Origin of the sequence: Pseudomonas sp. Sample_10, assembly GCF_004321495.1 — a bacterium.
Classification (GTDB): domain Bacteria; phylum Pseudomonadota; class Gammaproteobacteria; order Pseudomonadales; family Pseudomonadaceae; genus Aquipseudomonas.
In genome coordinates, this window is the sequence record NZ_RCOE01000012.1 from 14682 (window position 1) to 34189 (window position 19508).

Below are 19508 nucleotides of genomic sequence, written 5' to 3' on the forward strand. Positions count from 1 at the left end.
CTCCAGGGCCATCGGCCACAAGTGAGAAGAATCAGGCAGACGAACCGCACGCCGGTTTATTCCAGTGTGCGGTATTTATTTTTTCCGGCGTGGAATAACCTCAAGCCCCGGTCGTCTCCCGACACACACAGCGTAGTGACTGGCCAGAACTTCATGAACGATATCGACGAACAACTGCGAGAAATCATCCCCAGATTGCGCCGATTTGCCGTATCGCTGACGCGCAACGCCAGCAGCGCCGACGATCTGGTCCAGGCCAGCCTGGAGCGTGCGCTGTCGAGTTGGGGCGACAAACGTGCCGACGGCGATTTGCGCGCCTGGTTGTTTTCGATTCTGTATCGACAGTTTCTCGATGCGCACCGACGCACCCGGCGTTATGCGCGAATGCTCGAATTTTTCACCGGGCGTGACGATGCACAGCCTTCGGTGGAACGCACCGTGATCGCCCAATCGACCCTCGACGCCTTCGACCGACTGCCCACCGAACAGCGCGCGCTGCTGCTTTGGGTATCGGTGGAAGGCCTGAGTTACAAAGAGGTCGCCGAGATTCTCGACGTACCCACCGGCACCGTGATGTCCCGCCTGTCCCGGGCCCGCCAGGCCCTGCGCCAACTCAGTGAAGGCGAAATCACCCGCCCCGCCCTGCGGAGACTCAAATGATCAGCATGCCCCCAAGCGAGCGCGACTTGCACGCCTACGTCGACCATCAACTCAGCGACGACGACCGACGTCTGGTAGAGACGTTTCTCACCAGTCATCCGGAAGTTGCCACCCAAGTGCGAGCCTGGCAGCAAGATGCCCAGCAACTGCGCGCAGCCCTGAGTGGCGCGTTGCAGCAACCGGCCAACCCGGAACTCGATCCCGCCATGATTCGCCTACGCCGCAAACGCCAATCGCGGCGCCACCTGGCCAGCGCCGCCATGTTGCTGATCGCCGTCAGCGTCGGCGGTTACAGTGGCTGGCAAGCCCGTGAGATGACTTTCACCAGCGCACAACTACCGATGACCGATGCACTTCAGGCCTATCGCCTGATTGCCCAGCAAGGGATATTGCCAGCCGACTACAAGGCCGGCGACGATGGCGATATGCAGGGCTGGCTTGACCGCTACTTCACCCAGGCCAATCGCTTGCCTGACCTGTCGGGGGCCGGTTTCAAACCGGCCAGCGGGCGCTTGCTCAGCACCGAACAGGGGCCGGCGGCAATGGTGGTCTATGAGAATCAGGGCGGGCAGAAAATCAGCTTCTACGTGCGCCCGCCGGGACCGAAAAACTACCTGCTGCCCAGAGGCAGTCGCAGTGACGGCGGCTTGCAGGCCGAGTATTGGTCGGGGGGTGGCTACAACTATGCGATGGTCAGCCCGACCGATACCCCAGCCGCACAGATGCTCAGGCAAACCAGCCGGTTCTGATCCCCCCTGTAGGAGTGAGCCTGCTCGCGATAGCGGTCTCATAGTCACTGAAATGTTGACTGACAGAGCGCTATCGCGAGCAGGCTCACTCCTACAGGGGGCGGTGAATAATTCAACCCTGCCCAAACACCTGCGATGGCCGTCGCAATAGTGGATCAAACGGGTTGATTCGCGGACCGATCAACGCCGCTTCACGTTTGAGCATTTCGACCACCGTCGGCAAACGATCCGGACCTAATCGATCGCTCACGGTGGCCACACTCAACGCCGCCACTGCCCGCCCTTCGCGATCGAGAATCGGCACGGCCACCCCGGCCATGCCCTGCAACACGCCGGTGTTGCGCCCGGCGTACCCGAGCTTGCGCACGTTCTCGACTTCCGAGCGCAGGAACACTTCGTCGTACAAATGGAAATCCTTCAACCGCGGCAGGTTGTAGTGGATGACCGTGTCGCGCTCCTCCTCCGGCAGGAATGCCAGGATCGCCAGGCTGCCCTGACCCACGCCCAGCGCCACGCGCCCGCCGATATCACCGGTGAACGTACGGATCGGAAACGGCCCTTCACTGCGGTCCAGACAAATCGCATCGAAACCACTGCGCGCCAGCAAAAACAACGAGTCGCCCAACGATGCCGACAGCCGCAACAGTGACGGGCGCACCAGCTCGCGCAGGTTGCCACTGTTACCTGCGCGGGCCGCCAGGGCGAAAAAATCCAGGCTCAGGCGATAACGTTTGCTGCGCGCATCCTGCTCGACCATGCCCTCTTCCATCAGGCTGCGCAGCAAACGGTGGGTAGTCGGTTGCGACAAGCCGATGTGTTGGGCCAATTGCGTCACACGCTCCCCGCCTTCGACGGTGTCACCCAACGCACGCAGCACCGCAAACAACCGTGAGACGGCGCCGACACCGACTTCATTTTTGCTTTCATTCCGCTCAATGGAATCTGACATGTAGTTTCTCGACAATTAATTTACTGATCGAATAAAACTGAAAATAGTTATCGCCTCAGTGAAATAGGCCATTGAGCCCATCCTAGTCTTCGTCCTAATCTGCGTCCAGACAGGGGCGATTCGAACAACAGCGGCAGCCGACTCAAGTCGAGCGCCAACGCACCCCGCAACAATCTTTCGTATCTGCCCATACAAAAAAGCGCGCCTTCGGGCGACGCATAACAATCCCAGGTGGAGGCGCAGTCATGGCTTTTGTGCAACTTGAAAAACTCGGCAAACGCTACGGTGACATCGACGCCGTGGTCGCTACCGACCTCTCGGTGGAAAAAGGCGAGTTCGTGTCCCTGCTCGGCCCTTCCGGGTGCGGCAAAACCACCACCCTGCAAATGATCGCCGGCTTCGTCGAAGTCACCAGTGGGCGCATCGTGCTCGATGGCCGCGACATCACCCACGCCAAACCCGCCAGCCGTGGCCTGGGCGTGGTGTTCCAGAGTTACGCACTGTTCCCGCACATGACCGTCAAGGACAACGTCGCCTTCGGCCTGCGGATGCGCAAGGTGCCGAGCGCCGAAATCCGGCAGCGGGTGGACCGCGTGCTGAAACTGGTTCGCCTCGATCAGCACGCCGAGCGTTACCCTCGGGAGTTGTCCGGTGGCCAGCGCCAGCGTGTCGCCCTGGCGCGGGCACTGGTCATCCAGCCGCCGGTGTTGCTGCTCGATGAGCCGCTGTCCAACCTCGACGCCAACCTGCGCGAAGAGATGCAATTCGAGATCCGCCGCATCCAGCGCGAAGTCGGGATCACCACGCTGATGGTCACCCATGACCAATCCGAAGCGCTGTCGATCAGTGATCGCGTAGTGGTGATGCAGGCTGGTCGGATCACCCAGATCGATGCGCCCTACACCCTCTACGAACACCCGCGCACCGAGTTCATTTCCGGCTTCGTCGGCAAGGCCAATCTGCTGCCCGGTGAACGAGACAGCAGCGGTGGGGTTCAGGTGTGCAGTCGTGGTGACGGTGATCTGACCTTGAGCCTGCGCCCGGAAAAAATCGATCTGCGTGACGCCGGTCATGGACGCTTGCAGGGCAAGATTGCCAGCCGTTTTTTTCTCGGCAGCCAATGGCTCTACAGCGTGTCGACGCCCCTCGGTGAACTCTGCGTGGTACGCCGCAACGATGGCTCGGCACCGCTGAGCGAAGGCACAGCCGTTGGCCTCGATTGGGATGCCGCACTGCTGCGTGTACTGACTGTCGACGAGGTGATCGCATGAGTTCGTTCACCGCCATCCGCCAGGGTCGCCAAGGCTACTTGCTGTCGGCACCGGCCCTGGCCTTGTACCTCGGTCTGCTGCTGATCCCGCTGGCATTGACGCTGGTGCTGTCGTTCAACGTCTTCGACTACAGCACAGGGATCAACGGCAACGCCTTCACCGTCGAGCACTACAGCAGCCTGCTGGGCGATCCGTATTTCTATGAAATCTTCCTGCGGACCTTGTGGATCAGCGCTCTGACCACCTTGCTCTGCGTACTGATTGGCGTCCCCGAGGCTTACATCCTCAGCCGCATGGGCACCCCATGGCGCTCGATTTTCCTGATCCTGATCCTCACTCCGCTGCTGATTTCGGTGGTGGTACGCGCCTTCGGCTGGAGCCTGTTGCTCGGCGCCGATGGCCTGGTCAACCAGACCCTGCAAGCGCTCGGCGGCTCGCCGATGAAACTGCTCTACACGCCGTTCGCGGTGGTGATTGCACTGGTCCACGTGATGCTGCCGTTCATGATCATTCCGGTCTGGACTTCGTTGCAAAAACTCGATCCCGCCGCTGAGCAGGCTGCGCTTTCACTGGGTGCCAGTCACTTCACGGTGATCCGCCAGGTGGTGCTGCCGCAGGTCATGCCCGGCATTTTGTCCGGAACGCTGATCGTATTCGGCCTCGCCGCCAGCTCTTTCGCGATTCCCGGCCTGCTCGGCGGACGCCGTCTGAAGATGGTCGCCACGCTGATCTACGACCAGTACCTGTCGGAGCTCAACTGGCCGATGGGCGCGGCAATTGCCGTGGCCCTGCTGCTCATCAACCTGCTGATCATGCTGTCGTGGAACCGCATGATCGAAGGCCGCTACAAGAAGTCATTGGGATAATTCGTCATGTCCAGGAACGGTCCTTTCGCCCTGCTGTTTCATTCCCTGGTGGTGCTGTTCATGATGGCGCCGCTGGTGGTGGTGTGCCTGGTGGCCTTCACCCCGGAGAACACCCTGAGCCTGCCGACCACGGAGTTTTCCCTGCGCTGGTTCCGTGCCGTGTTCGAACGCGCCGACTTTGTCGATGCGTTCTACAACAGCCTGATTCTGGCGTTCAGCGCCGCCTCGCTGGCGACGCTGGTGGCCGTGCCTGCCGCGCTGGCGATCACCCGTTTCGAGTTTCCCGGCCGGGATTTTCTCAACGGGCTATTCCTCTCGCCGATCATCATTCCGCACTTGGTACTCGGGGTGGCGTTGCTGCGCCTGTTCGCGCTGATGGGGGTCAACGGCAGCTTCGCCTGGCTGATTTTCGCCCACGTGCTGGTGATCACACCGTATGTGCTGCGACTGGTCCTGGCTTCGGCCATCGGCCTGGATCGCAGTGCCGAATATGCCGCGCAATCGTTGGGAGCCGGTCGCTTCACGCTGTTCCGGCAGATCACATTGCCAATGATTCTGCCCGGTGTGGCCGGCGGCTGGCTGCTGGCATTCATCAACAGTTTTGACGAGGTCACGCTGTCGATCTTCGTCACCTCGCCGGCCACGCAGACCTTGCCGGTGCGCATGTACGTGTACGCCACCGAATCCATCGATCCGATGATGGCGGCGGTATCGGCACTGGTCATCGCGCTGACGGCACTGACCATGATTTTGCTGGATCGGGTCTATGGCCTGGATCGGGTTCTGGTAGGGAAACAATGAGGACGCCATGGCTCTGCTGAAACGACTGGCCGAAGGCGACCGCCCGGCCCTGGACTTTACCCTCGACGGCCAACCGGCCAGCGGCCTGCTCGGCGACACCTTGCTGACGGCGCTGCTGACCTGTGGCGAACACTTGCGCGGCAGCGACTTCAGCGCCGAACCCCGCGCCGGATTCTGCCTGATGGGCGCCTGCCAGGACTGCTGGGTGCGCCTGGGCGATGGCCGCCGCGTACGCGCCTGCTCGACCCTGCTGGAAGCCGGACAACAGATCAACCGCGAACCGGGACGCTGTCTATGAAACCCGTTGTCATCATCGGCGCCGGTCCTGCGGGTATCCGTGCAGCACAAACCCTGGTTGCCCATGGCGTGCGCCCAGTGCTGCTGGACGAAGCGGCGCGTGGCGGCGGGCAGATTTATCGGCGCCAACCGGCCAATTTCAAACGCTCTGCGGTCAAGCTTTATGGCTTCGAGGCGCGCAAGGCCGGCGCTTTGCACCGGACTATCGACACACTGCGCGAGCAGCTCGACTACCGTCCGCAGACACTGGTGTGGAACGCCGAAGACGGCGCTCTCGATACCTTGCACGACGGCCGCGCCGCGCGTCTGGAGTTTTCCCGGGTGATCGTCGCCACGGGCGCCACCGACCGCATTCTGCCGGTGCCGGGCTGGACGTTGCCTGGGGTCTACAGCCTCGGCGCTGCGCAAATCGCCTTGAAATTCCAGGGCTGCGCCATCGGTGAGCGCGTGGTATTCGCCGGTAGCGGACCGTTGCTTTACCTCGTCGCCTATCAATACGCCAAGGCCGGCGCGAATGTCGTCGCGGTGCTCGACACTTCGCCCTTCAGCGCCCAGGCGCGCGCCCTGCCCGGCTTGCTGTCACAACCGGCCACGCTGGCCAAAGGTGTCTATTACCGCAGCTGGCTGACCGCCCATGGGATTGCGGTGCATCAGGGCGCCACACTGAGTCGCATCGACGGCGGACACCGTGTGCAATCACTGAGCTGGACCCGCGCCAACGCGGAACACCGACTGGACTGTGACGCTGTCGCTTTTGCCCATGGCCTGCGCAGCGAAACCCAAGTGGCTGACCTGCTCGGCTGTGAATTCGCCTGGAACCCCCTCAACCGCGCCTGGCTGCCAACGCGAGACAGTGCCGGACGCAGCAGCGTTGCCCAGGTGTACCTGGCCGGTGACGGCGCCGGCATCATGGGCGCCGACGCTGCAGAAATGGCCGGCGAGCGCGCCGCGTTGGCATTGCTCGAAGACATTGGCTACCTGATCGAGCCGCAACGCGCCGCGCATCTGGAACAGGCGTTGTCGCGCATCGGCGATTTTCGCCAGGGGCTGGAACGCGCCTTTGCCTTTCCCGAACACTGGGCTGCGGATGCCGCCGATGACGTGATGGTTTGCCGCTGCGAAGAAGTCCGCGCCGGCGAAATTCGCGAAGTCGTGCGTGAAGGGCATTGGGAAATCAATCGGGTCAAGGCGCACTGCCGGGTCGGCATGGGCCGCTGCCAGGGCCGGATGTGTGGCGCCGCTGCCGCGGAAATCATTGCCTGCGAGAGCGGGCGTGCAGTGTCCGGGATCGGCCGGCTGCGGGCACAAGCGCCGATCAAGCCTTTGCCGTTTGGCCTGGAGATCGAAGCATGATCGAAGTCGACGCGGTGATCATCGGTGGCGGCATTGTCGGGTCTTGCGCCGCGCTGTTCCTGAGCAAGGGCGGTCAGCGGGTCGCGCTGCTGGAACGGGATTTTTGCGGCTCGCATTCCAGCGGAGTGAATTACGGCGGCGTGCGACGCCAGGGCCGTCCGCTGTCACAGTTGCCATTGTCGCAACGAGCCCATGCCCTCTGGGCGCAGTTGCCACAATTGATCGGCATCGACGGTGAGTATCAACGCAGCGGTCATCTGAAACTGGCACGCAGCCTGGATGATCTGCGCGCACTGCAAGACTACGCCGCCAGCAGCCAGGGTTTCGGCCTTGATCTGCAACTACTGGACCGTGCGCAATTGCGCGCCCGTTTTCCATGGGTTGGTGACGTGGCGGTAGGCGCTTCGTATTGCCCGGATGACGGACATGCCAACCCGCGGCTGGTGTCCCCCGCGTTTGCGCAGGCGGCACGGCGGCATGGTGCGCAGGTGCATGAGCAGTGTGCGGTGAGCGCCGTTGAACATGACGGCCAGCGTTTCCGTGTTCGCAGCCAAAGCGGACTGGAATGGCGCGCCCCGTGGTTGTTGAACTGCGCAGGTGCCTGGGCCGGCAACCTGGCTGCACAATTCGGCGAACCGGTGCCGATGCACTCCGGGCATCCGGCGATGCTGGTCACCGAACCCTTGCCGTTGGTGATGGATGCCAGCACCGGAGTCGAGGGGGGCGGTATCTATGCCCGCCAGGTCGCACGTGGCAATTGCGTGCTGGGTGGTGGTCAAGGGTTTGCCCTGGACGACGCCCGCGCCCGCCCCGGCCAAAGCGCGGTGCTGGAAATCCTCCGCCAGGCGGTCGAACTCTACCCGTTCCTTGAAGGGGCCCAGGCGATCCGTACCTGGAGCGGCACCGAAGGTTACCTGCCCGATCGCCAACCGGTGATCGGCCACAGTCGTACCCGGCCGGGCCTGTTGCATGCGTTTGGCTTTGCCGGCGCCGGTTTCCAGATCGGCCCCGCGGTGGGCCAGGCACTCAGCGAGATCATCTGTAGCGGCGCGCCAAAGACGTCGCTGGATGCGTTTTCCATCAACCGTTTTCACTCCATTTCCGTAGCTTGATAGAGGAAGGTCGCGCCAATGAAAAACATCAAACGCACTGCTCTGCTCGGTTTGTCCTGCATGAGCGCCCTGCTCAGCGTCACCCAGGCTCACGCCGAACCGACGCTTTACCTGGGCATGAACGGCGGGACCATGGAGCGGCTCTATGCCGACAAAGTGCTGCCAGATTTCGAGAAGGCCAACAACGTCAAAGTGGTCATCGTGCCCGGCACCTCCGCCGACATCCTGGCCAAAGTCCAGGCCAGCAAAGGCAACCCGCAGATGCATGTGATGTTCCTCGACGACGGCATCATGTACCGCGCCATCGCCATGGGCCTGTGCGACAAACTGCAGGACAGCCCGACCCTGCAACAGATTCCGGCCAAGGGACGGATCAAGGATGAAGCGGTAGCCGTCAGCCTCGGCGTCACCGGGCTGGCCTACAACACGCGTCTGTTCAAAGAAAAAGGCTGGGCTGCACCAACCTCGTGGATGGACATGGCCGACCCGCGTTTCAAAGACAAGCTCGTGTTCCAGTCGATGGCCTCGTCGACGTTCGGCTTGCATGGTTTCCTGATGTTCAACCGGATACAGGGTGGTACTGAAACCAACGTCGACCCGGGCTTCAAAGCCTGGCCAAACAGCGTCGGGCGCAACGTGCTGGAGTACATTCCGAGTTCGGCGAAGATTTCCGAAATGCTGCAAACCGACGAAGCCGCGTTGTTCCCGCTGACCCCGACCCAGGTCACTGCGCTCAAACTCAAGGGTATGCCGGTGGAGTACGCGCAGCCGAAAGAAGGCGCGGTGGTGCTCAACGTCGCCGAATGCGCGATCGCCAACAACACACAACCGGAACTCGCACAAAAACTCGCCGCGTTCCTGCTCACGCCACAAGCCCAGGCTGCTGCGCTCGAAGACGGGGATCAGATCCCCTCCAACCCGAACACCCCCACCACCGACCGCACCCGTGGGCAGGTCGAGGCGATGAAGCAATACCTGGAAACCGCGATTGCGGTGGATTGGGACCAGGTCAACGAACAGCGCCCGGCGTGGAATGCCCGCTGGAATCGGAGCATTGAGCGGTAGGGATTGCCGAGGCCGATAACACAAACCTGCGGGAGCGAGCCTGCTTGCTCCTGCAGGGGTTTGATTCTCGGGTTTTCGTCGGCACAACTGGAAGCAAAATTACCCAACTGGTTAAACTATGCCGCCGCAGGCCGGGGGCCTGCCAGAAGTTTACGGGGTGATATCTACAGTGGCCGCTCGACCGACCAACCGTTCGCGACTCGCATCACGCTGGCCATCGTTGCGTCGCCTCTTCGGCAAGGCGTCGACTGCGTCTTCCAGTGGCTCGGCCAGCGAACGGGTCATCCGCGACCACTTTCAGCAAAAGGCCTGCGCTCAGGGCTACACCCTCAGTCACAGCCAGCAAAGGGTGATCGACTGCATGGCGCAGCACGCCCGTTCAATGCTTGAAAGCGGATCAAAAAACCTTCCCGGGCTGTATCTGCACGGCGCCGTGGGCCGCGGCAAGAGCTGGCTGCTCGACGGTTTTTTCCAAGCTATCCCGCTTGCACAAAAGCAGCGCGTGCACTTCCATGAGTTCTTCGCCCGGCTACACCAAGGGATGTTCGGCCATCGTGAGCAAGCGGATGCGCTGGCCACCACGCTCGATGAAATGCTGAGCGACTGCCGCGTGCTGTGTTTCGACGAATTTCACGTTCACGACATCGGTGATGCCATGCTGATCACGCGGCTGTTCAAGGCGCTGTTTCGCCGCGAGATCCTGCTGCTGGTCACGTCCAACTACCCGCCGGAAGGTCTATTGCCCAACCCGCTGTACCACGCGCGTTTCAAACCGGTGATCGACCTGATCAACGCGCGCATGCTGGTGATGGAAGTCGGCGGGCCACACGACTACCGCAGTCATGCCAGGACCCACGCACAACAGCTGTTCACCCAGGGCCAGTACGTCTGGCCCGCGACATCGGCGCAGCGTCATGCGCTCAACGTGCCGGCGACGGATGCACCGGCCATTGCCCTGCCGGTCGGCACTCGTCATCTGTCCGCCCGTTACTGCGAGGGACGCGCCGTCGGTTTCAACTTCGCTGATCTTTGCGATCAGCCTACGGCCGTCATGGATTACCTGGAACTGTGCCGACGCTTCGATCACTGGATCATCGATCAATTGCCGAATCTGGCCGACTGCTCGATTGCCGCCCAGCAGCGTTTCATCAATCTGGTGGACGTTTTGTACGATCAGGACAAACATTTGATTCTGCTCGGCCAGCGCTCATTGCGCGAAAGCCTGCACGCCGATGCCATCGATCTGGCGCGCACGCGCAGCCGGCTGGGGCAGCTCAAAGAGGTTCGGGAACCGGTTTGAGGCGGGGTTTGCATCGACGGTAGCGCCACCGTCGCGTTCTTCCCGCTATCATGCCGCCCATTCCTTCGATCAAATAGCGAACCCGTTCATGCACACCGTTGCACAACTGCGCGCCGGTACGCTGGCAGGCATCACTCGCCTCGACCTCAGCGAGAACCTGACACAGTTCCCCCGGGAAATTTTCGACCTGGCGGACTCGCTGGAAGTGCTCAACCTCAGCGGCAATGCCTTGACCCAGCTGCCGGACGACCTGCATCGCCTGAGCCGTTTGCAGGTGTTGTTCTGCTCGGACAATCTGTTTACCGAACTGCCGGCTTGCCTGGGCCGATGTGCGGCGCTGACCATGGTCGGCTTCAAGGCCAACCGCATCGAACACGTCCCGGCAGAGGCGCTGCCGCCGCTGTTGCGCTGGCTGATCCTGACCGACAATTGCCTCAGTGAACTGCCGAGCGAACTGGGTCAACGTCCGCACTTGCAAAAACTCATGCTGGCGGGCAACCGCTTGCGACAGTTACCCGACAGTCTGCGTAACTGCCATCGACTCGAGTTGATCCGCATTGCCGCCAACCGCCTGACCGCGCTGCCGGAATGGCTGCTGCGCCTGCCGAGCCTGAGCTGGCTGGCCTACGCCGGCAACCCGCTGGAAACCGAAGCCGATGCCACCGCCCTCGAAGCCACACCGAGCATTGCCTGGTCGCAACTGCAACTGGAACAACAGCTGGGCGAAGGCGCTTCCGGCGTGATCCATCGCGCTTCCTGGGCGAAACCCGGCCAGCCCGCCACAACGGTAGCGGTCAAACTCTACAAAGGCGAAATGACCAGCGATGGCTCGCCGCTGCACGAAATGAACGCCTGCATCACCGCTGGCATTCACCCCAACCTGATCCGCGTAGAAGGCCGGATTGTCGATCACCCGCAACAAACCGACGGGCTGGTGATGCAGCTGATCGCCCCGAGCCATCGCAACCTCGCCGGGCTGCCGAGCCTGGCGTCCTGCAGCCGTGACGTCTATGCCGATGACACCCGCTTCAGCGCCGCTGTCGCCCTGCGTATCGCGCGTGGTATCGCTTCAGTGGCCGGGCATCTGCACCGACGTGGCATCACTCACGGCGACCTTTACGGCCACAACATCCTGTGGAACGAACACGGGGATTGCCTGCTGGGAGACTTTGGCGCAGCGTCATTCCATGCCACCCAGGACAACCTGGAAAGCCGTGCATTGCAGCGGATCGAAGTGCGAGCGTTCGGGGTGCTGCTGGGGGAATTGCTGGAAAGGATCGACTCGGGATTGAGCGATGCGGATCGTCTGCGGCTTGATGCGTTGCAGCAGCGCTGCTGTCAGCCGGATGTGTTGATGCGGCCGGGGTTTAACGAGATTTTGCAGCAATTGAGTTGCGGGTGACCGCTATGCGGTCAATCGCGGGCAAGCCCGCTTCCACAGGGACAGCGCAAAACCTGTGGGAGCGAGCTTGCTCCGGGCGACGTTCCGACGATGACGGTGTCACTGGCGAAACAAATTAACCCGCCAAACCGACAAACATGTCCTGCACGTCATCGTGGTTATCGAGGCCTTCAAGGAACGCTTCGACTTCAGCCATCTGCTCGTCGCTCAGGCCGCTGACCGGGTTCTTCGGCTGGTAGCCCAATTTGGCCGACAGCACGGTGAAACCCTGCTCAGGCAAGGCTTTCTGAACCGCATCCAGGTCGGTAGGCTCGGTCAGGAACAGGGTCGCGCCCTCTTCACCCGGTTCAAAATCCTGGGCACCGGCTTCGATCGCAGCCATTTCCGGATCCGCATCCGGGGTGTCCGGCGAGGCTTCGATCATGCCCACGTGGTTGAAATCCCAGGCCACCGAACCGGAGGCGCCCAACTGGCCCTTGCGGAATGCGACGCGGATTTCAGCGACGGTGCGGTTGATGTTGTCGGTCACGCATTCAACGATCAACGGCACCTGATGCGGTGCAAACCCTTCATATGTCACGCGATGGTATTGCACGGTTTCGCCCAACAGGCCCGCACCTTTCTTGATGGCGCGGTCCAGTGTTTCCTTGGGCATCGATGCTTTCTTGGCCTGTTCCACCACCAGACGCAAGTGTGCGTTGGTGGCGGTATCGGCACCGTTGCGTGCAGCAATGGTGATTTCTTTCACCAGTTTGCCGAAGATCTTGCCCTTGGCGTTAGCTGCCGCTTCTTTGTGTTTAACCTTCCACTGTGCGCCCATTACTCACTCTCTTGTCTATGGCGCCGAGACATCTATTGGCCGACGCATGGCGCCAAGTTTATACGGCCTAAAGTTGGCAATCGACCAAAAATTCTCAACGGCAGGATCGACATCTTCACCGGCTTTTGTAGGGCATTTCTGAAACTACGATTCGCGATGACTATCAAGGGTCATGGTTTCGTACCCTTCGCACCCGTACTCCTCGGTAGAAGCGCGATCAATGCACAACGACAAGGAAAGTCCCTTCACCCTGACACTGCTCGACGACAATTTGAGTTTGCAGGTGGTGCAGTTCAGTGGCCGCGAGGCTCTCAATCAACCCTATCGATTCGATATCGATGCCATCGGCCTCGCTCCGGGCCTGCCCCTTGAGCGACTGCTGCAACAACCGGCACTTCTGGTTATCGGCCATGGCCACTACATTCATGGCGTACTGCACAGCGCCAGCCACGAACATCGCGGCCATCAGCGGGTGGGCTACAAACTGATACTGGTGCCTGCACTTCAGGCGCTGGAGCGGCACAGATCACGACGCATTTTCCAGCACCTCAGTGTGCCGATGATCCTGGATCGACTGTTGCAAGAACATGGTTTGCCCGACAGCAGCTTCCGCTTCGAGCTCCAAGACAGCCACTATCCCCTGCGACCTTTTTGCATTCAGTACGAGGAAAGCGATCTCGCGCTGCTGCAACGGCTGTGCGAGGAAGAAGGCATTCACTACCACTTCGAACATCACCGGGCCGGCCATGTTCTGATTTTTGCCGATGACAGCCTGAGTTTCCCGCAGGAACCGCTGCTGATGCCCTTTCAAAACGACATGCTCACGATCGCTCAATCACCAGTGATCAGCGAACTGTTTCAGCGCCACGATTTATTGTCTTTGCCGCTCCAGGTGGATGCCCGAAATCGCGCTATTGCAGCTATCGGGGATAGCGCCGTCAATCACTCTTCGCCGCGCTCGTTGTCCAGCCCTGTTCACCCACAGCGTCATCGCGAGCAACTGGGTCGACGGCAGTTGGAGCGCCTGCGAAGTCAGCAGGTGAAAATCCATGGGCAGAGCAACCACTGCCGATTGCGCAGCGGGTGCATCGTGCAGGTGGCGGAACATCCGTTGCGGGGTTTCAACGATCAATGGCTGGTCATTCAGGCACAGCATCAAGGGCGGCAGGATTCGATTCTGGAGCAGGCTTGCCCAAGCACGCCCCGGCATTACCACAATCAGTTTTGCGCCATTCCCTGGTCAACGGTGTTCCGGCCGGCGCTTGAACAAGAACGGCCGCGCATCACCGGTTTCCAGCCTGCCCGGGTGTGTGGTCCGGCGGGCAAGCCGGCTATTGAGGATGATCAAGGGCGAATCCAGGTACGTCTGTGGCCGGCGACAACCAGCGACTGCGAAGCACCTGCCGACCTCTGGTTGCCGGTCGTGCTGTCGACTGCGAACACCGGGTTCAATCCGACCGGCATGCCCCTGGCGGGTAGCGACGGGCTGGTCAGTTTCATCGACAGCGACCCCGACCGCCCAGTCTTTTGCGCGAGCTTCAGACAACACCCTTCGACTCCAGCAGTTCGCCAGCAAAAGCCGCGCAGCGATACCCGCTTGTTACTCGATTGGCTGGTCAATCGCACCGACCTCAAGCCATAAAAAGTCAGGATTTGCCAACGATGGCTGCAAGCTTCGCCGGAAGCCGGCCTGCCGCAGATGCAGCAGGCGACGAGGGAAAGGATTCAGGTACCCAGAGGTTTGACGGTTATCGCTTGATTGGGTACGCAGGCGAATGGAGTACCCATGCCATTGGGGCGGCTGTTCCAGTGTGGGATCAGTACCAGTGCGGAGAACATCGCACAGCCGGCAAAGACGATGAAAACGGTAACGGTGTCAAAGTAGCCCGGCAGCAAACCACCGAGAATCGCCCCGACCGAACCGCAGCCGTTGACGAACCCGGCCGCTGTCGCGCCTGCCTTCGCAGTGCCAAAGTCGATGGCGGCAGCGCCACTTATCATCGAGTCCGGACCGTAGAGTGTCAGGCCCATGACGAACAACAGCGCCACCACCAGTACCACGCTGCCGGTGTGCAGGGCACCCATGAAAAACGCCAGGGATACGGTCAACGCCAACAGACTGATCACGCAGGCCGGCATGCGTCGGGCGCCGAACAGTTTGTCCGAGGCCAGGCCAATCAGGATCGGCCCGAGCAACCCTGCCAACTCAAACGCGGTGGGAATGATCGCCGCCCCGACCTTGCCCACCGAGGGCATCTGCTCGAAAACAATCACCGGCCCCCACAGCAGAATCGCGTAGCGCGCCGGTTTCAGCATGAAATACGCCAGCCCCAACACCAGCACCGTGCGATTGCGCAGGATTTCCTTCAACGGCACCCACATGCTGATTCTGCTTTGCGCGTCGGCCTGTTCGGCGGTCAGCTCAGGCTCAGGTTCAACTGCCGGCAAGCCGACGTCTTGGGGTTTGTTGCGTTGAAAAATAAAGAACAGCACGGCAACCAGCCCAACCACCGCCGCACTGGAAATGAACGCCGCATGCCAGCTGCCGACGAGCGTATACGCCCACCAGCCAGCAAACGGAGAGGCCACCAGACCACCGAAGGCGTAGCACGAACTCCATAAGCCCAGCACACGCCCACGTTGCTCCGAGGGGAAGAAACTGCCGAGGTTCTTGCACAGTCCCGACCAACCGGTGGACTGCGCCAGGCCTTGAATCAGCATGCAGGTCGCGAAGATCGGCAGTGTTGCAAAGTTGCCCATCACCAGCGCCGCCGCGGCGGAGATGACCAAGCCGCCGAGCACCACGACCCGTGGCCCGAAACGGTCTGCGAGGATGCCCCAAGTGAATTGGCCAACGGCGTAAGCGGTCAGGTAGATGGCGTCGAGGTTGGCCATGGCCATTTTGTCGAGCATGAACGTCGGGTCTTCGCCGATCCCCAGCTTGGCGACTGAAAACGCTTTGCGTGTGAAGTAGAAAGCGGCGTAGGCGAGCCAGGTGATCGCGAAAATCTGCACGCGCCAACGCTTGATGGTGCCGATGTGCTTGTTCATTGTGGTTCTGACCTCAGGGTTGAGTGTGCCGGCAGAATTAAATGAAAACGCCTGTCTTTTTTATTGTTGAGCACTGCGAAATCACCTTGTCCCTGTAGGCGATTGCGGTCAGATGAGTCCTGTTGATCCACCAGGCTCATGGCACCCCACTGCTGTTCGACTGACAGTCACCAGGGCTGAGGTACATAAAAACAATGACTGATAAATAAATGAAATCGATTTATCGTATTTCCAAAATAAGCTCAGCTTGTTAATGGAGATTCCCATGTCGGTTTCCCACGCCCAACTCAAAGCCTTCCATGCCGTGGCCGTGCACGGAAGCTTTACCAAGGCCGCCGAGCGGCTATTTCTCACGCAACCGGCGATTTCCGACCAGGTGCGCAAGCTCGAAGAACGCTACGGCGTGTTGCTGTTCCATCGCAACAAGCGCTCGGTACGCCTGACCGATCTGGGCGAGCGTTTGCTCGGCGTCACGCAAAAGTTGTTCGTGATCGAAGCCGAGGCCCAGGAGCTGTTGCAGGATTCCCAGGCCTTGCAGACCGGCAGCCTGATTCTGGCGGTGGACGCGCCTGTGCATGTGTTGCCGCAAATCGCCAGGTTTTGCGAGCGTTACCCGGGCATCAGCGTGAAGATCGAAACCGGCAACACCGATGAATCACTGTTCCGGCTCTTCAACTATCAAGCCGATCTGGCATTGCTGGGACGCGATGTCAGCGATGAGCGCCTGCTCTCGTTGCCCCTGCGCAACGACCCGATGGTGGCGTTCGTATCACGCCATCATCCATGGGCCGACCGCGAGTCCATCACCCTCTCGGACCTTGACGACACGCCGTTAGTGCTGCGGGAAATCGGCTCGGTCACCCGTCAGACCCTGGAAGAAGAAATGGCCGGCGCAGGGTTGCGCATCCGCCCGGCGATTCAGGTGGAAGGCCGCGAAGCCGCACGGGAGGCGGTGGTGGTCGGGATCGGTGTGGGCGTGGTTTCGGCGGCCGAGTTCGGTGCGGACTCGAGGGTTTGCGCACTGCCGATCACCGATTGCAAGCGGCGGTTGACCGAAACGTTGGTGTGTTTGCGCGAGCAGAGTTCGCGGCGGGTGGTGGCGACTTTTCTGGAAATGGTGCGCGATAGTCTTGTTTAGGCAGGGCCGACCTCATCGCTGGCAAGCCAGCTCCCACAGGGATTTGTGTTGGCCACTAATCTTGTGAACGACACAAAACCTGTGGGAGCTGGCTTGCCAGCGATGGGCGCACCTCGGTCTACCCCCCAGGCGCCAACTCGAAAAACGCCTGAATCAAACGCAAATCCCGCCGCCGCTCCATGCACCCCATCATGTGCCGGTTCACCAATCCTTCGCCAATGATCGGTACCGCCGCCACCCGCGGATCATGGCTGACCTCCACCGACGACACCACGCCGACCCCCAACTGCGCCGCAACCGCCTCGGTCACCGCTTCGCGACTGTCCAGCTCCAGCAGCACCCTTGGGTTGACCCTGGCCTGGGTGCACGCCTCATCGAACGTGCGCCGGGTAATCGAACTCGGCTCACGCAACACCATGATCACTTGGTCCAGTTCCTTGAGCGGCACGCCTTGGGTTCGATGCGCCCACGGGTGCCCATCGGGCACCAATGCACAGATGCGTGATTCGCTCAGGGCTTGCAGATGCAGGCCCTTGCGCGGCTCGACCTCGGTCAGCACCGCCACGTCGGCATGTTCGGACAATAGCGCCGCCAACGTTTCCTGAGCATTGCCCAGGCGCAAATTCACGGTGATCCCCGGATAACGCGCACGCAGGCTGGCAAGCATCGGCATGACCATGTGCGGGCCGTCCGCCGCCACTTCCAGACGCCCGGTCAGCAACTGCCGGTTGGCCTCCAGCATCACCTGCGCCTCGTCCGCCAGGCCAAACATCGCCCGGGTAATCGCCGCCAGTTTGGTGCCCTCTTCGGTCAGCTCCACCCGTCGTGCGGTACGGCGCAGCAGCGTGATCTGGTAATGCTCCTCCAGCGCCTTGATATGGCCGGTCACCGCCGGCTGGCTGATGAACAGGCGCGCTGCCGCTCTGGTAAAGCTGCCCTCTCGGGCCACGGCATCGAAGGCGCGAAGCTGGAACAGGTTCATGAATAACTCTCACTGATGGCTGGCATAACAACAAACAATTTGATTGATAGTCCGGCAAATTGCAATTTAGGCACCAACGCTTCATCCCATCGAATGCGAGGACACGAGAATGAGTATTGCCGCCCCTATCCTGCTCACCCCTGGCCCGTTGACCACGTCGGCCCGCACCCGCCAGGCAATGATGGTTGACTGGGGTTCATGGGATGACCGCTTCAACCAACTGACCGCCAGCCTCTGCGAGCAACTGCTGGCGATCATCAACGGCGCCGCCACTCACCACTGCGTGCCACTGCAAGGCAGCGGCACTTTTGCCGTCGAAGCGGCAATCGGCACCCTGGTGCCTCGCGATGGCAAGGTTCTGGTGCTGATCAACGGCGCCTACGGCAAACGCCTGGCGAAAATTTGCGAAGTGCTCGGCCGCTCGTTCAGCACCTTCGAAACCGCCGAAGACGAACCGACCACTGCCGCCGACGTCGACCGTCTGCTGCGGGCCGATGCCGGTATCACCCACGTTGCACTGATCCACTGCGAAACCAGCACCGGCATCCTCAACCCGCTGCCCGAAATCGCCCAGGTCATCGCGCAACACGGCAAACGTCTGATCATCGACGCCATGAGTTCCTTCGGCGCCTTGCCGGTCGACGCTCAACAGATCCCGTTCGATGCACTGATCGCCGCCTCGGGCAAATGCCTGGAAGGCGTGCCGGGCATGGGCTTCGTCTTCGCTCGCAAAGAATCCCTGGCCAGTGCCGCCGGCAACTCGCATTCGCTGGCGATGGACCTGTATGACCAGCACACCTACATGACCAAGACCGGCCAATGGCGCTTCACCCCGCCGACTCACGTAGTCGCCGCCTTGCATGAGGCCCTGCTGCAATACAACGAAGAAGGCGGCCTGCCGGCCCGACACGAGCGCTACGCCGCCAACTGCCAGGCATTGATGCAAGAGATGAGCAAGCTGGGGCTGCGCAGTTTCCTGCCAGCGGCGATCCAGGCGCCGATCATCGCCACCTTCCACGCGCCGAAAGATCCACGCTACCAGTTCAAGGAATTCTACGAACGGGTCAAGGCCAAGGGCTACATCCTCTACCCGGGCAAACTGACTCAGGTCGAAACCTTCCGCGTTGGCTGTATTGGCCATGTTCAGCCGGCCGAAATGCGCGAAGCCGTGGCCGCGATTGGCGAAGTGCTGCGTGAGATGGAAGTGTTGGAGATTTAAGTCACACCACATTCCCCTGTGGGAGCGGGCTTGCCCGCGATTGCGGCCTGACATTCACCACTGATGTCGACTGACACACCGCCATCGCGATCAGGCTCACTCCTGCATTGAACCGTATTGCCAACTCAGGAATTTAATTGCCATGAACTACACCAACCCAACCACGCTGCAAGCCGCCATCCTCGACTGGGCCGGCACTGTCGTCGACTTCGGTTCATTCGCGCCGACGCAGATCTTCGTCGAAGCCTTCGCCGAGTTCGATGTCCAGGTCTCCATCGAAGAAGCCCGAGGCCCGATGGGCATGGGCAAGTGGGATCACATCCGCACCCTTTGCGATCAACCGCAAGTCGCCGAGCGATATCGCAAAGTATTTGGCCGCACACCGACTGACGATGACGTGACCGCCATCTACCAGCGTTTCATGCCGCTGCAGATCGAAAAAATCGCCGAGCACTCGGCACTGATTCCCGGCG

At 61.1% G+C, this 19508-nt stretch carries 18 protein-coding genes and 1 pseudogene; 15 read left to right on the top strand and 4 right to left on the bottom strand.

What is annotated here, in order from left to right:
- The first annotated feature begins 153 nt into the window (after nucleotides 1–153).
- Both D8U18_RS01290 and D8U18_RS01295 read left to right on the top strand, forming a co-directional pair.
- Nucleotides 154–660 carry a sigma-70 family RNA polymerase sigma factor gene (locus D8U18_RS01290; protein ID WP_130904273.1) on the top strand — a complete coding sequence of 169 codons (507 nt, stop codon included), beginning with the start codon at nucleotides 154–156 and terminating at the stop codon, nucleotides 658–660.
- Nucleotides 657–1409: an anti-sigma factor gene (locus D8U18_RS01295; RefSeq protein ID WP_131106849.1), complete on the top strand. Its 753-nt coding sequence runs from the start codon at nucleotides 657–659 to the stop codon at nucleotides 1407–1409. Before D8U18_RS01290 ends, D8U18_RS01295 begins: the two co-directional genes overlap by 4 nt.
- A 112-nt stretch (nucleotides 1410–1521) precedes the next feature.
- On the opposite strand, the gene D8U18_RS01300 is transcribed toward D8U18_RS01295, so the two are convergent.
- A complete protein-coding gene (locus D8U18_RS01300) occupies nucleotides 1522–2358 on the bottom strand; it encodes an IclR family transcriptional regulator (RefSeq protein ID WP_131106850.1) in 837 nt (278 codons plus the stop codon).
- A 245-nt stretch (nucleotides 2359–2603) separates the two neighbouring features.
- Here D8U18_RS01300 and D8U18_RS01305 point away from each other — a divergent pair, with 245 nt between their 5' ends.
- The 9 genes from D8U18_RS01305 (at nucleotide 2604) to D8U18_RS01345 (ending at nucleotide 11825) form a co-directional block, all read left to right on the top strand.
- Nucleotides 2604–3629, top strand: coding sequence for an ABC transporter ATP-binding protein (locus D8U18_RS01305; protein ID WP_056854665.1), 1026 nt, complete (start codon nucleotides 2604–2606; stop codon nucleotides 3627–3629).
- Complete coding sequence (locus tag D8U18_RS01310) at nucleotides 3626–4495, top strand: ABC transporter permease (RefSeq protein WP_056854666.1); 870 nt, start codon at nucleotides 3626–3628, stop codon at nucleotides 4493–4495. Before D8U18_RS01305 ends, D8U18_RS01310 begins: the two co-directional genes overlap by 4 nt.
- A gap of 6 nt (nucleotides 4496–4501) precedes the next feature.
- Complete coding sequence (locus D8U18_RS01315; protein WP_056854667.1) at nucleotides 4502–5296, top strand: ABC transporter permease; 795 nt, start codon at nucleotides 4502–4504, stop codon at nucleotides 5294–5296.
- A 7-nt stretch (nucleotides 5297–5303) separates the two neighbouring features.
- Entirely contained in the window at nucleotides 5304–5594 is a 291-nt protein-coding gene (locus D8U18_RS01320; RefSeq protein WP_056854668.1) for a (2Fe-2S)-binding protein, read from the top strand.
- The gene (locus D8U18_RS01325) at nucleotides 5591–6946 is read left to right on the top strand and encodes an NAD(P)/FAD-dependent oxidoreductase (RefSeq protein WP_130904268.1); all 1356 of its coding nucleotides are present in this window, start codon (nucleotides 5591–5593) and stop codon (nucleotides 6944–6946) included. The genes D8U18_RS01320 and D8U18_RS01325 overlap by 4 nt, the downstream gene beginning before the upstream one ends.
- Entirely contained in the window at nucleotides 6943–8058 is a 1116-nt protein-coding gene (locus D8U18_RS01330; RefSeq protein WP_131106851.1) for an FAD-dependent oxidoreductase, read from the top strand. Before D8U18_RS01325 ends, D8U18_RS01330 begins: the two co-directional genes overlap by 4 nt.
- Before the next feature lie 18 nt (nucleotides 8059–8076).
- Entirely contained in the window at nucleotides 8077–9123 is a 1047-nt protein-coding gene (locus tag D8U18_RS01335) for an ABC transporter substrate-binding protein (protein ID WP_056854671.1), read from the top strand.
- A 169-nt stretch (nucleotides 9124–9292) separates the two neighbouring features.
- A complete protein-coding gene (gene zapE / locus D8U18_RS01340; RefSeq protein ID WP_131106852.1) occupies nucleotides 9293–10423 on the top strand; it encodes a cell division protein ZapE in 1131 nt (376 codons plus the stop codon).
- Nucleotides 10424–10511: 88 nt separating this feature from the next.
- The gene (locus D8U18_RS01345; protein WP_131106853.1) at nucleotides 10512–11825 is read left to right on the top strand and encodes a leucine-rich repeat-containing protein kinase family protein; all 1314 of its coding nucleotides are present in this window, start codon (nucleotides 10512–10514) and stop codon (nucleotides 11823–11825) included.
- Nucleotides 11826–11940: 115 nt separating this feature from the next.
- Here D8U18_RS01345 and D8U18_RS01350 read toward each other — a convergent pair whose 3' ends face one another.
- A complete protein-coding gene (locus D8U18_RS01350; RefSeq protein ID WP_056854673.1) occupies nucleotides 11941–12645 on the bottom strand; it encodes a YebC/PmpR family DNA-binding transcriptional regulator in 705 nt (234 codons plus the stop codon).
- A gap of 220 nt (nucleotides 12646–12865) precedes the next feature.
- Between D8U18_RS01350 and tssI the strand changes: the two genes are divergently transcribed.
- Nucleotides 12866–14287, top strand: a complete 1422-nt coding sequence (gene tssI, locus D8U18_RS01355) for a type VI secretion system tip protein TssI/VgrG (RefSeq protein WP_131106854.1) — start codon at nucleotides 12866–12868, stop codon at nucleotides 14285–14287.
- An 83-nt stretch (nucleotides 14288–14370) separates the two neighbouring features.
- On the opposite strand, the gene D8U18_RS01360 is transcribed toward tssI, so the two are convergent.
- Nucleotides 14371–15696 (bottom strand): MFS transporter, encoded by a 1326-nt coding sequence (locus tag D8U18_RS01360; protein WP_056854675.1) that lies wholly within the window; start codon nucleotides 15694–15696, stop codon nucleotides 14371–14373.
- Nucleotides 15697–15961: 265 nt separating this feature from the next.
- Between D8U18_RS01360 and D8U18_RS01365 the strand changes: the two genes are divergently transcribed.
- The gene (locus tag D8U18_RS01365) at nucleotides 15962–16834 is read left to right on the top strand and encodes a LysR family transcriptional regulator (RefSeq protein ID WP_056854676.1); all 873 of its coding nucleotides are present in this window, start codon (nucleotides 15962–15964) and stop codon (nucleotides 16832–16834) included.
- Between the two features lie 118 nt (nucleotides 16835–16952).
- On the opposite strand, the gene D8U18_RS01370 is transcribed toward D8U18_RS01365, so the two are convergent.
- A complete protein-coding gene (locus D8U18_RS01370) occupies nucleotides 16953–17816 on the bottom strand; it encodes a LysR substrate-binding domain-containing protein (protein ID WP_056854677.1) in 864 nt (287 codons plus the stop codon).
- Nucleotides 17817–17925: 109 nt separating this feature from the next.
- Between D8U18_RS01370 and D8U18_RS01375 the strand changes: the two genes are divergently transcribed.
- Together D8U18_RS01375 and D8U18_RS01385 are read left to right on the top strand one after the other, a co-directional pair.
- Nucleotides 17926–19035 (top strand): 2-aminoethylphosphonate--pyruvate transaminase, encoded by a 1110-nt coding sequence (locus D8U18_RS01375; protein WP_056854678.1) that lies wholly within the window; start codon nucleotides 17926–17928, stop codon nucleotides 19033–19035.
- 142 nt (nucleotides 19036–19177) lie between these two features.
- Nucleotides 19178–19508, top strand: a pseudogene (locus tag D8U18_RS01385) (phosphonoacetaldehyde hydrolase); the annotation flags it as partial.

Excerpts from the sequence above, each read along its gene's own strand:
- D8U18_RS01310 (WP_056854666.1), top strand. The coding sequence starts at position 3,626 with ATGAGTTCGTTCACCGCCATCCGCCAGGGTCGCCAAGGCTACTTGCTG.
- D8U18_RS01295 (WP_131106849.1), top strand. The coding sequence starts at position 657 with ATGATCAGCATGCCCCCAAGCGAGCGCGACTTGCACGCCTACGTCGAC.
- D8U18_RS01345 (WP_131106853.1), top strand. The coding sequence starts at position 10,512 with ATGCACACCGTTGCACAACTGCGCGCCGGTACGCTGGCAGGCATCACT.
- tssI (WP_131106854.1), top strand. The coding sequence starts at position 12,866 with ATGCACAACGACAAGGAAAGTCCCTTCACCCTGACACTGCTCGACGAC.
- D8U18_RS01360 (WP_056854675.1), bottom strand. The coding sequence starts at position 15,696 with ATGAACAAGCACATCGGCACCATCAAGCGTTGGCGCGTGCAGATTTTC.
- D8U18_RS01300 (WP_131106850.1), bottom strand. The coding sequence starts at position 2,358 with ATGTCAGATTCCATTGAGCGGAATGAAAGCAAAAATGAAGTCGGTGTC.
- D8U18_RS01290 (WP_130904273.1), top strand. The coding sequence starts at position 154 with ATGAACGATATCGACGAACAACTGCGAGAAATCATCCCCAGATTGCGC.
- D8U18_RS01375 (WP_056854678.1), top strand. The coding sequence starts at position 17,926 with ATGAGTATTGCCGCCCCTATCCTGCTCACCCCTGGCCCGTTGACCACG.
- D8U18_RS01330 (WP_131106851.1), top strand. The coding sequence starts at position 6,943 with ATGATCGAAGTCGACGCGGTGATCATCGGTGGCGGCATTGTCGGGTCT.
- D8U18_RS01365 (WP_056854676.1), top strand. The coding sequence starts at position 15,962 with ATGTCGGTTTCCCACGCCCAACTCAAAGCCTTCCATGCCGTGGCCGTG.
- D8U18_RS01315 (WP_056854667.1), top strand. The coding sequence starts at position 4,502 with ATGTCCAGGAACGGTCCTTTCGCCCTGCTGTTTCATTCCCTGGTGGTG.
- D8U18_RS01305 (WP_056854665.1), top strand. The coding sequence starts at position 2,604 with ATGGCTTTTGTGCAACTTGAAAAACTCGGCAAACGCTACGGTGACATC.
- D8U18_RS01350 (WP_056854673.1), bottom strand. The coding sequence starts at position 12,645 with ATGGGCGCACAGTGGAAGGTTAAACACAAAGAAGCGGCAGCTAACGCC.
- D8U18_RS01320 (WP_056854668.1), top strand. The coding sequence starts at position 5,304 with ATGGCTCTGCTGAAACGACTGGCCGAAGGCGACCGCCCGGCCCTGGAC.
- D8U18_RS01335 (WP_056854671.1), top strand. The coding sequence starts at position 8,077 with ATGAAAAACATCAAACGCACTGCTCTGCTCGGTTTGTCCTGCATGAGC.
- D8U18_RS01370 (WP_056854677.1), bottom strand. The coding sequence starts at position 17,816 with ATGAACCTGTTCCAGCTTCGCGCCTTCGATGCCGTGGCCCGAGAGGGC.
- D8U18_RS01325 (WP_130904268.1), top strand. The coding sequence starts at position 5,591 with ATGAAACCCGTTGTCATCATCGGCGCCGGTCCTGCGGGTATCCGTGCA.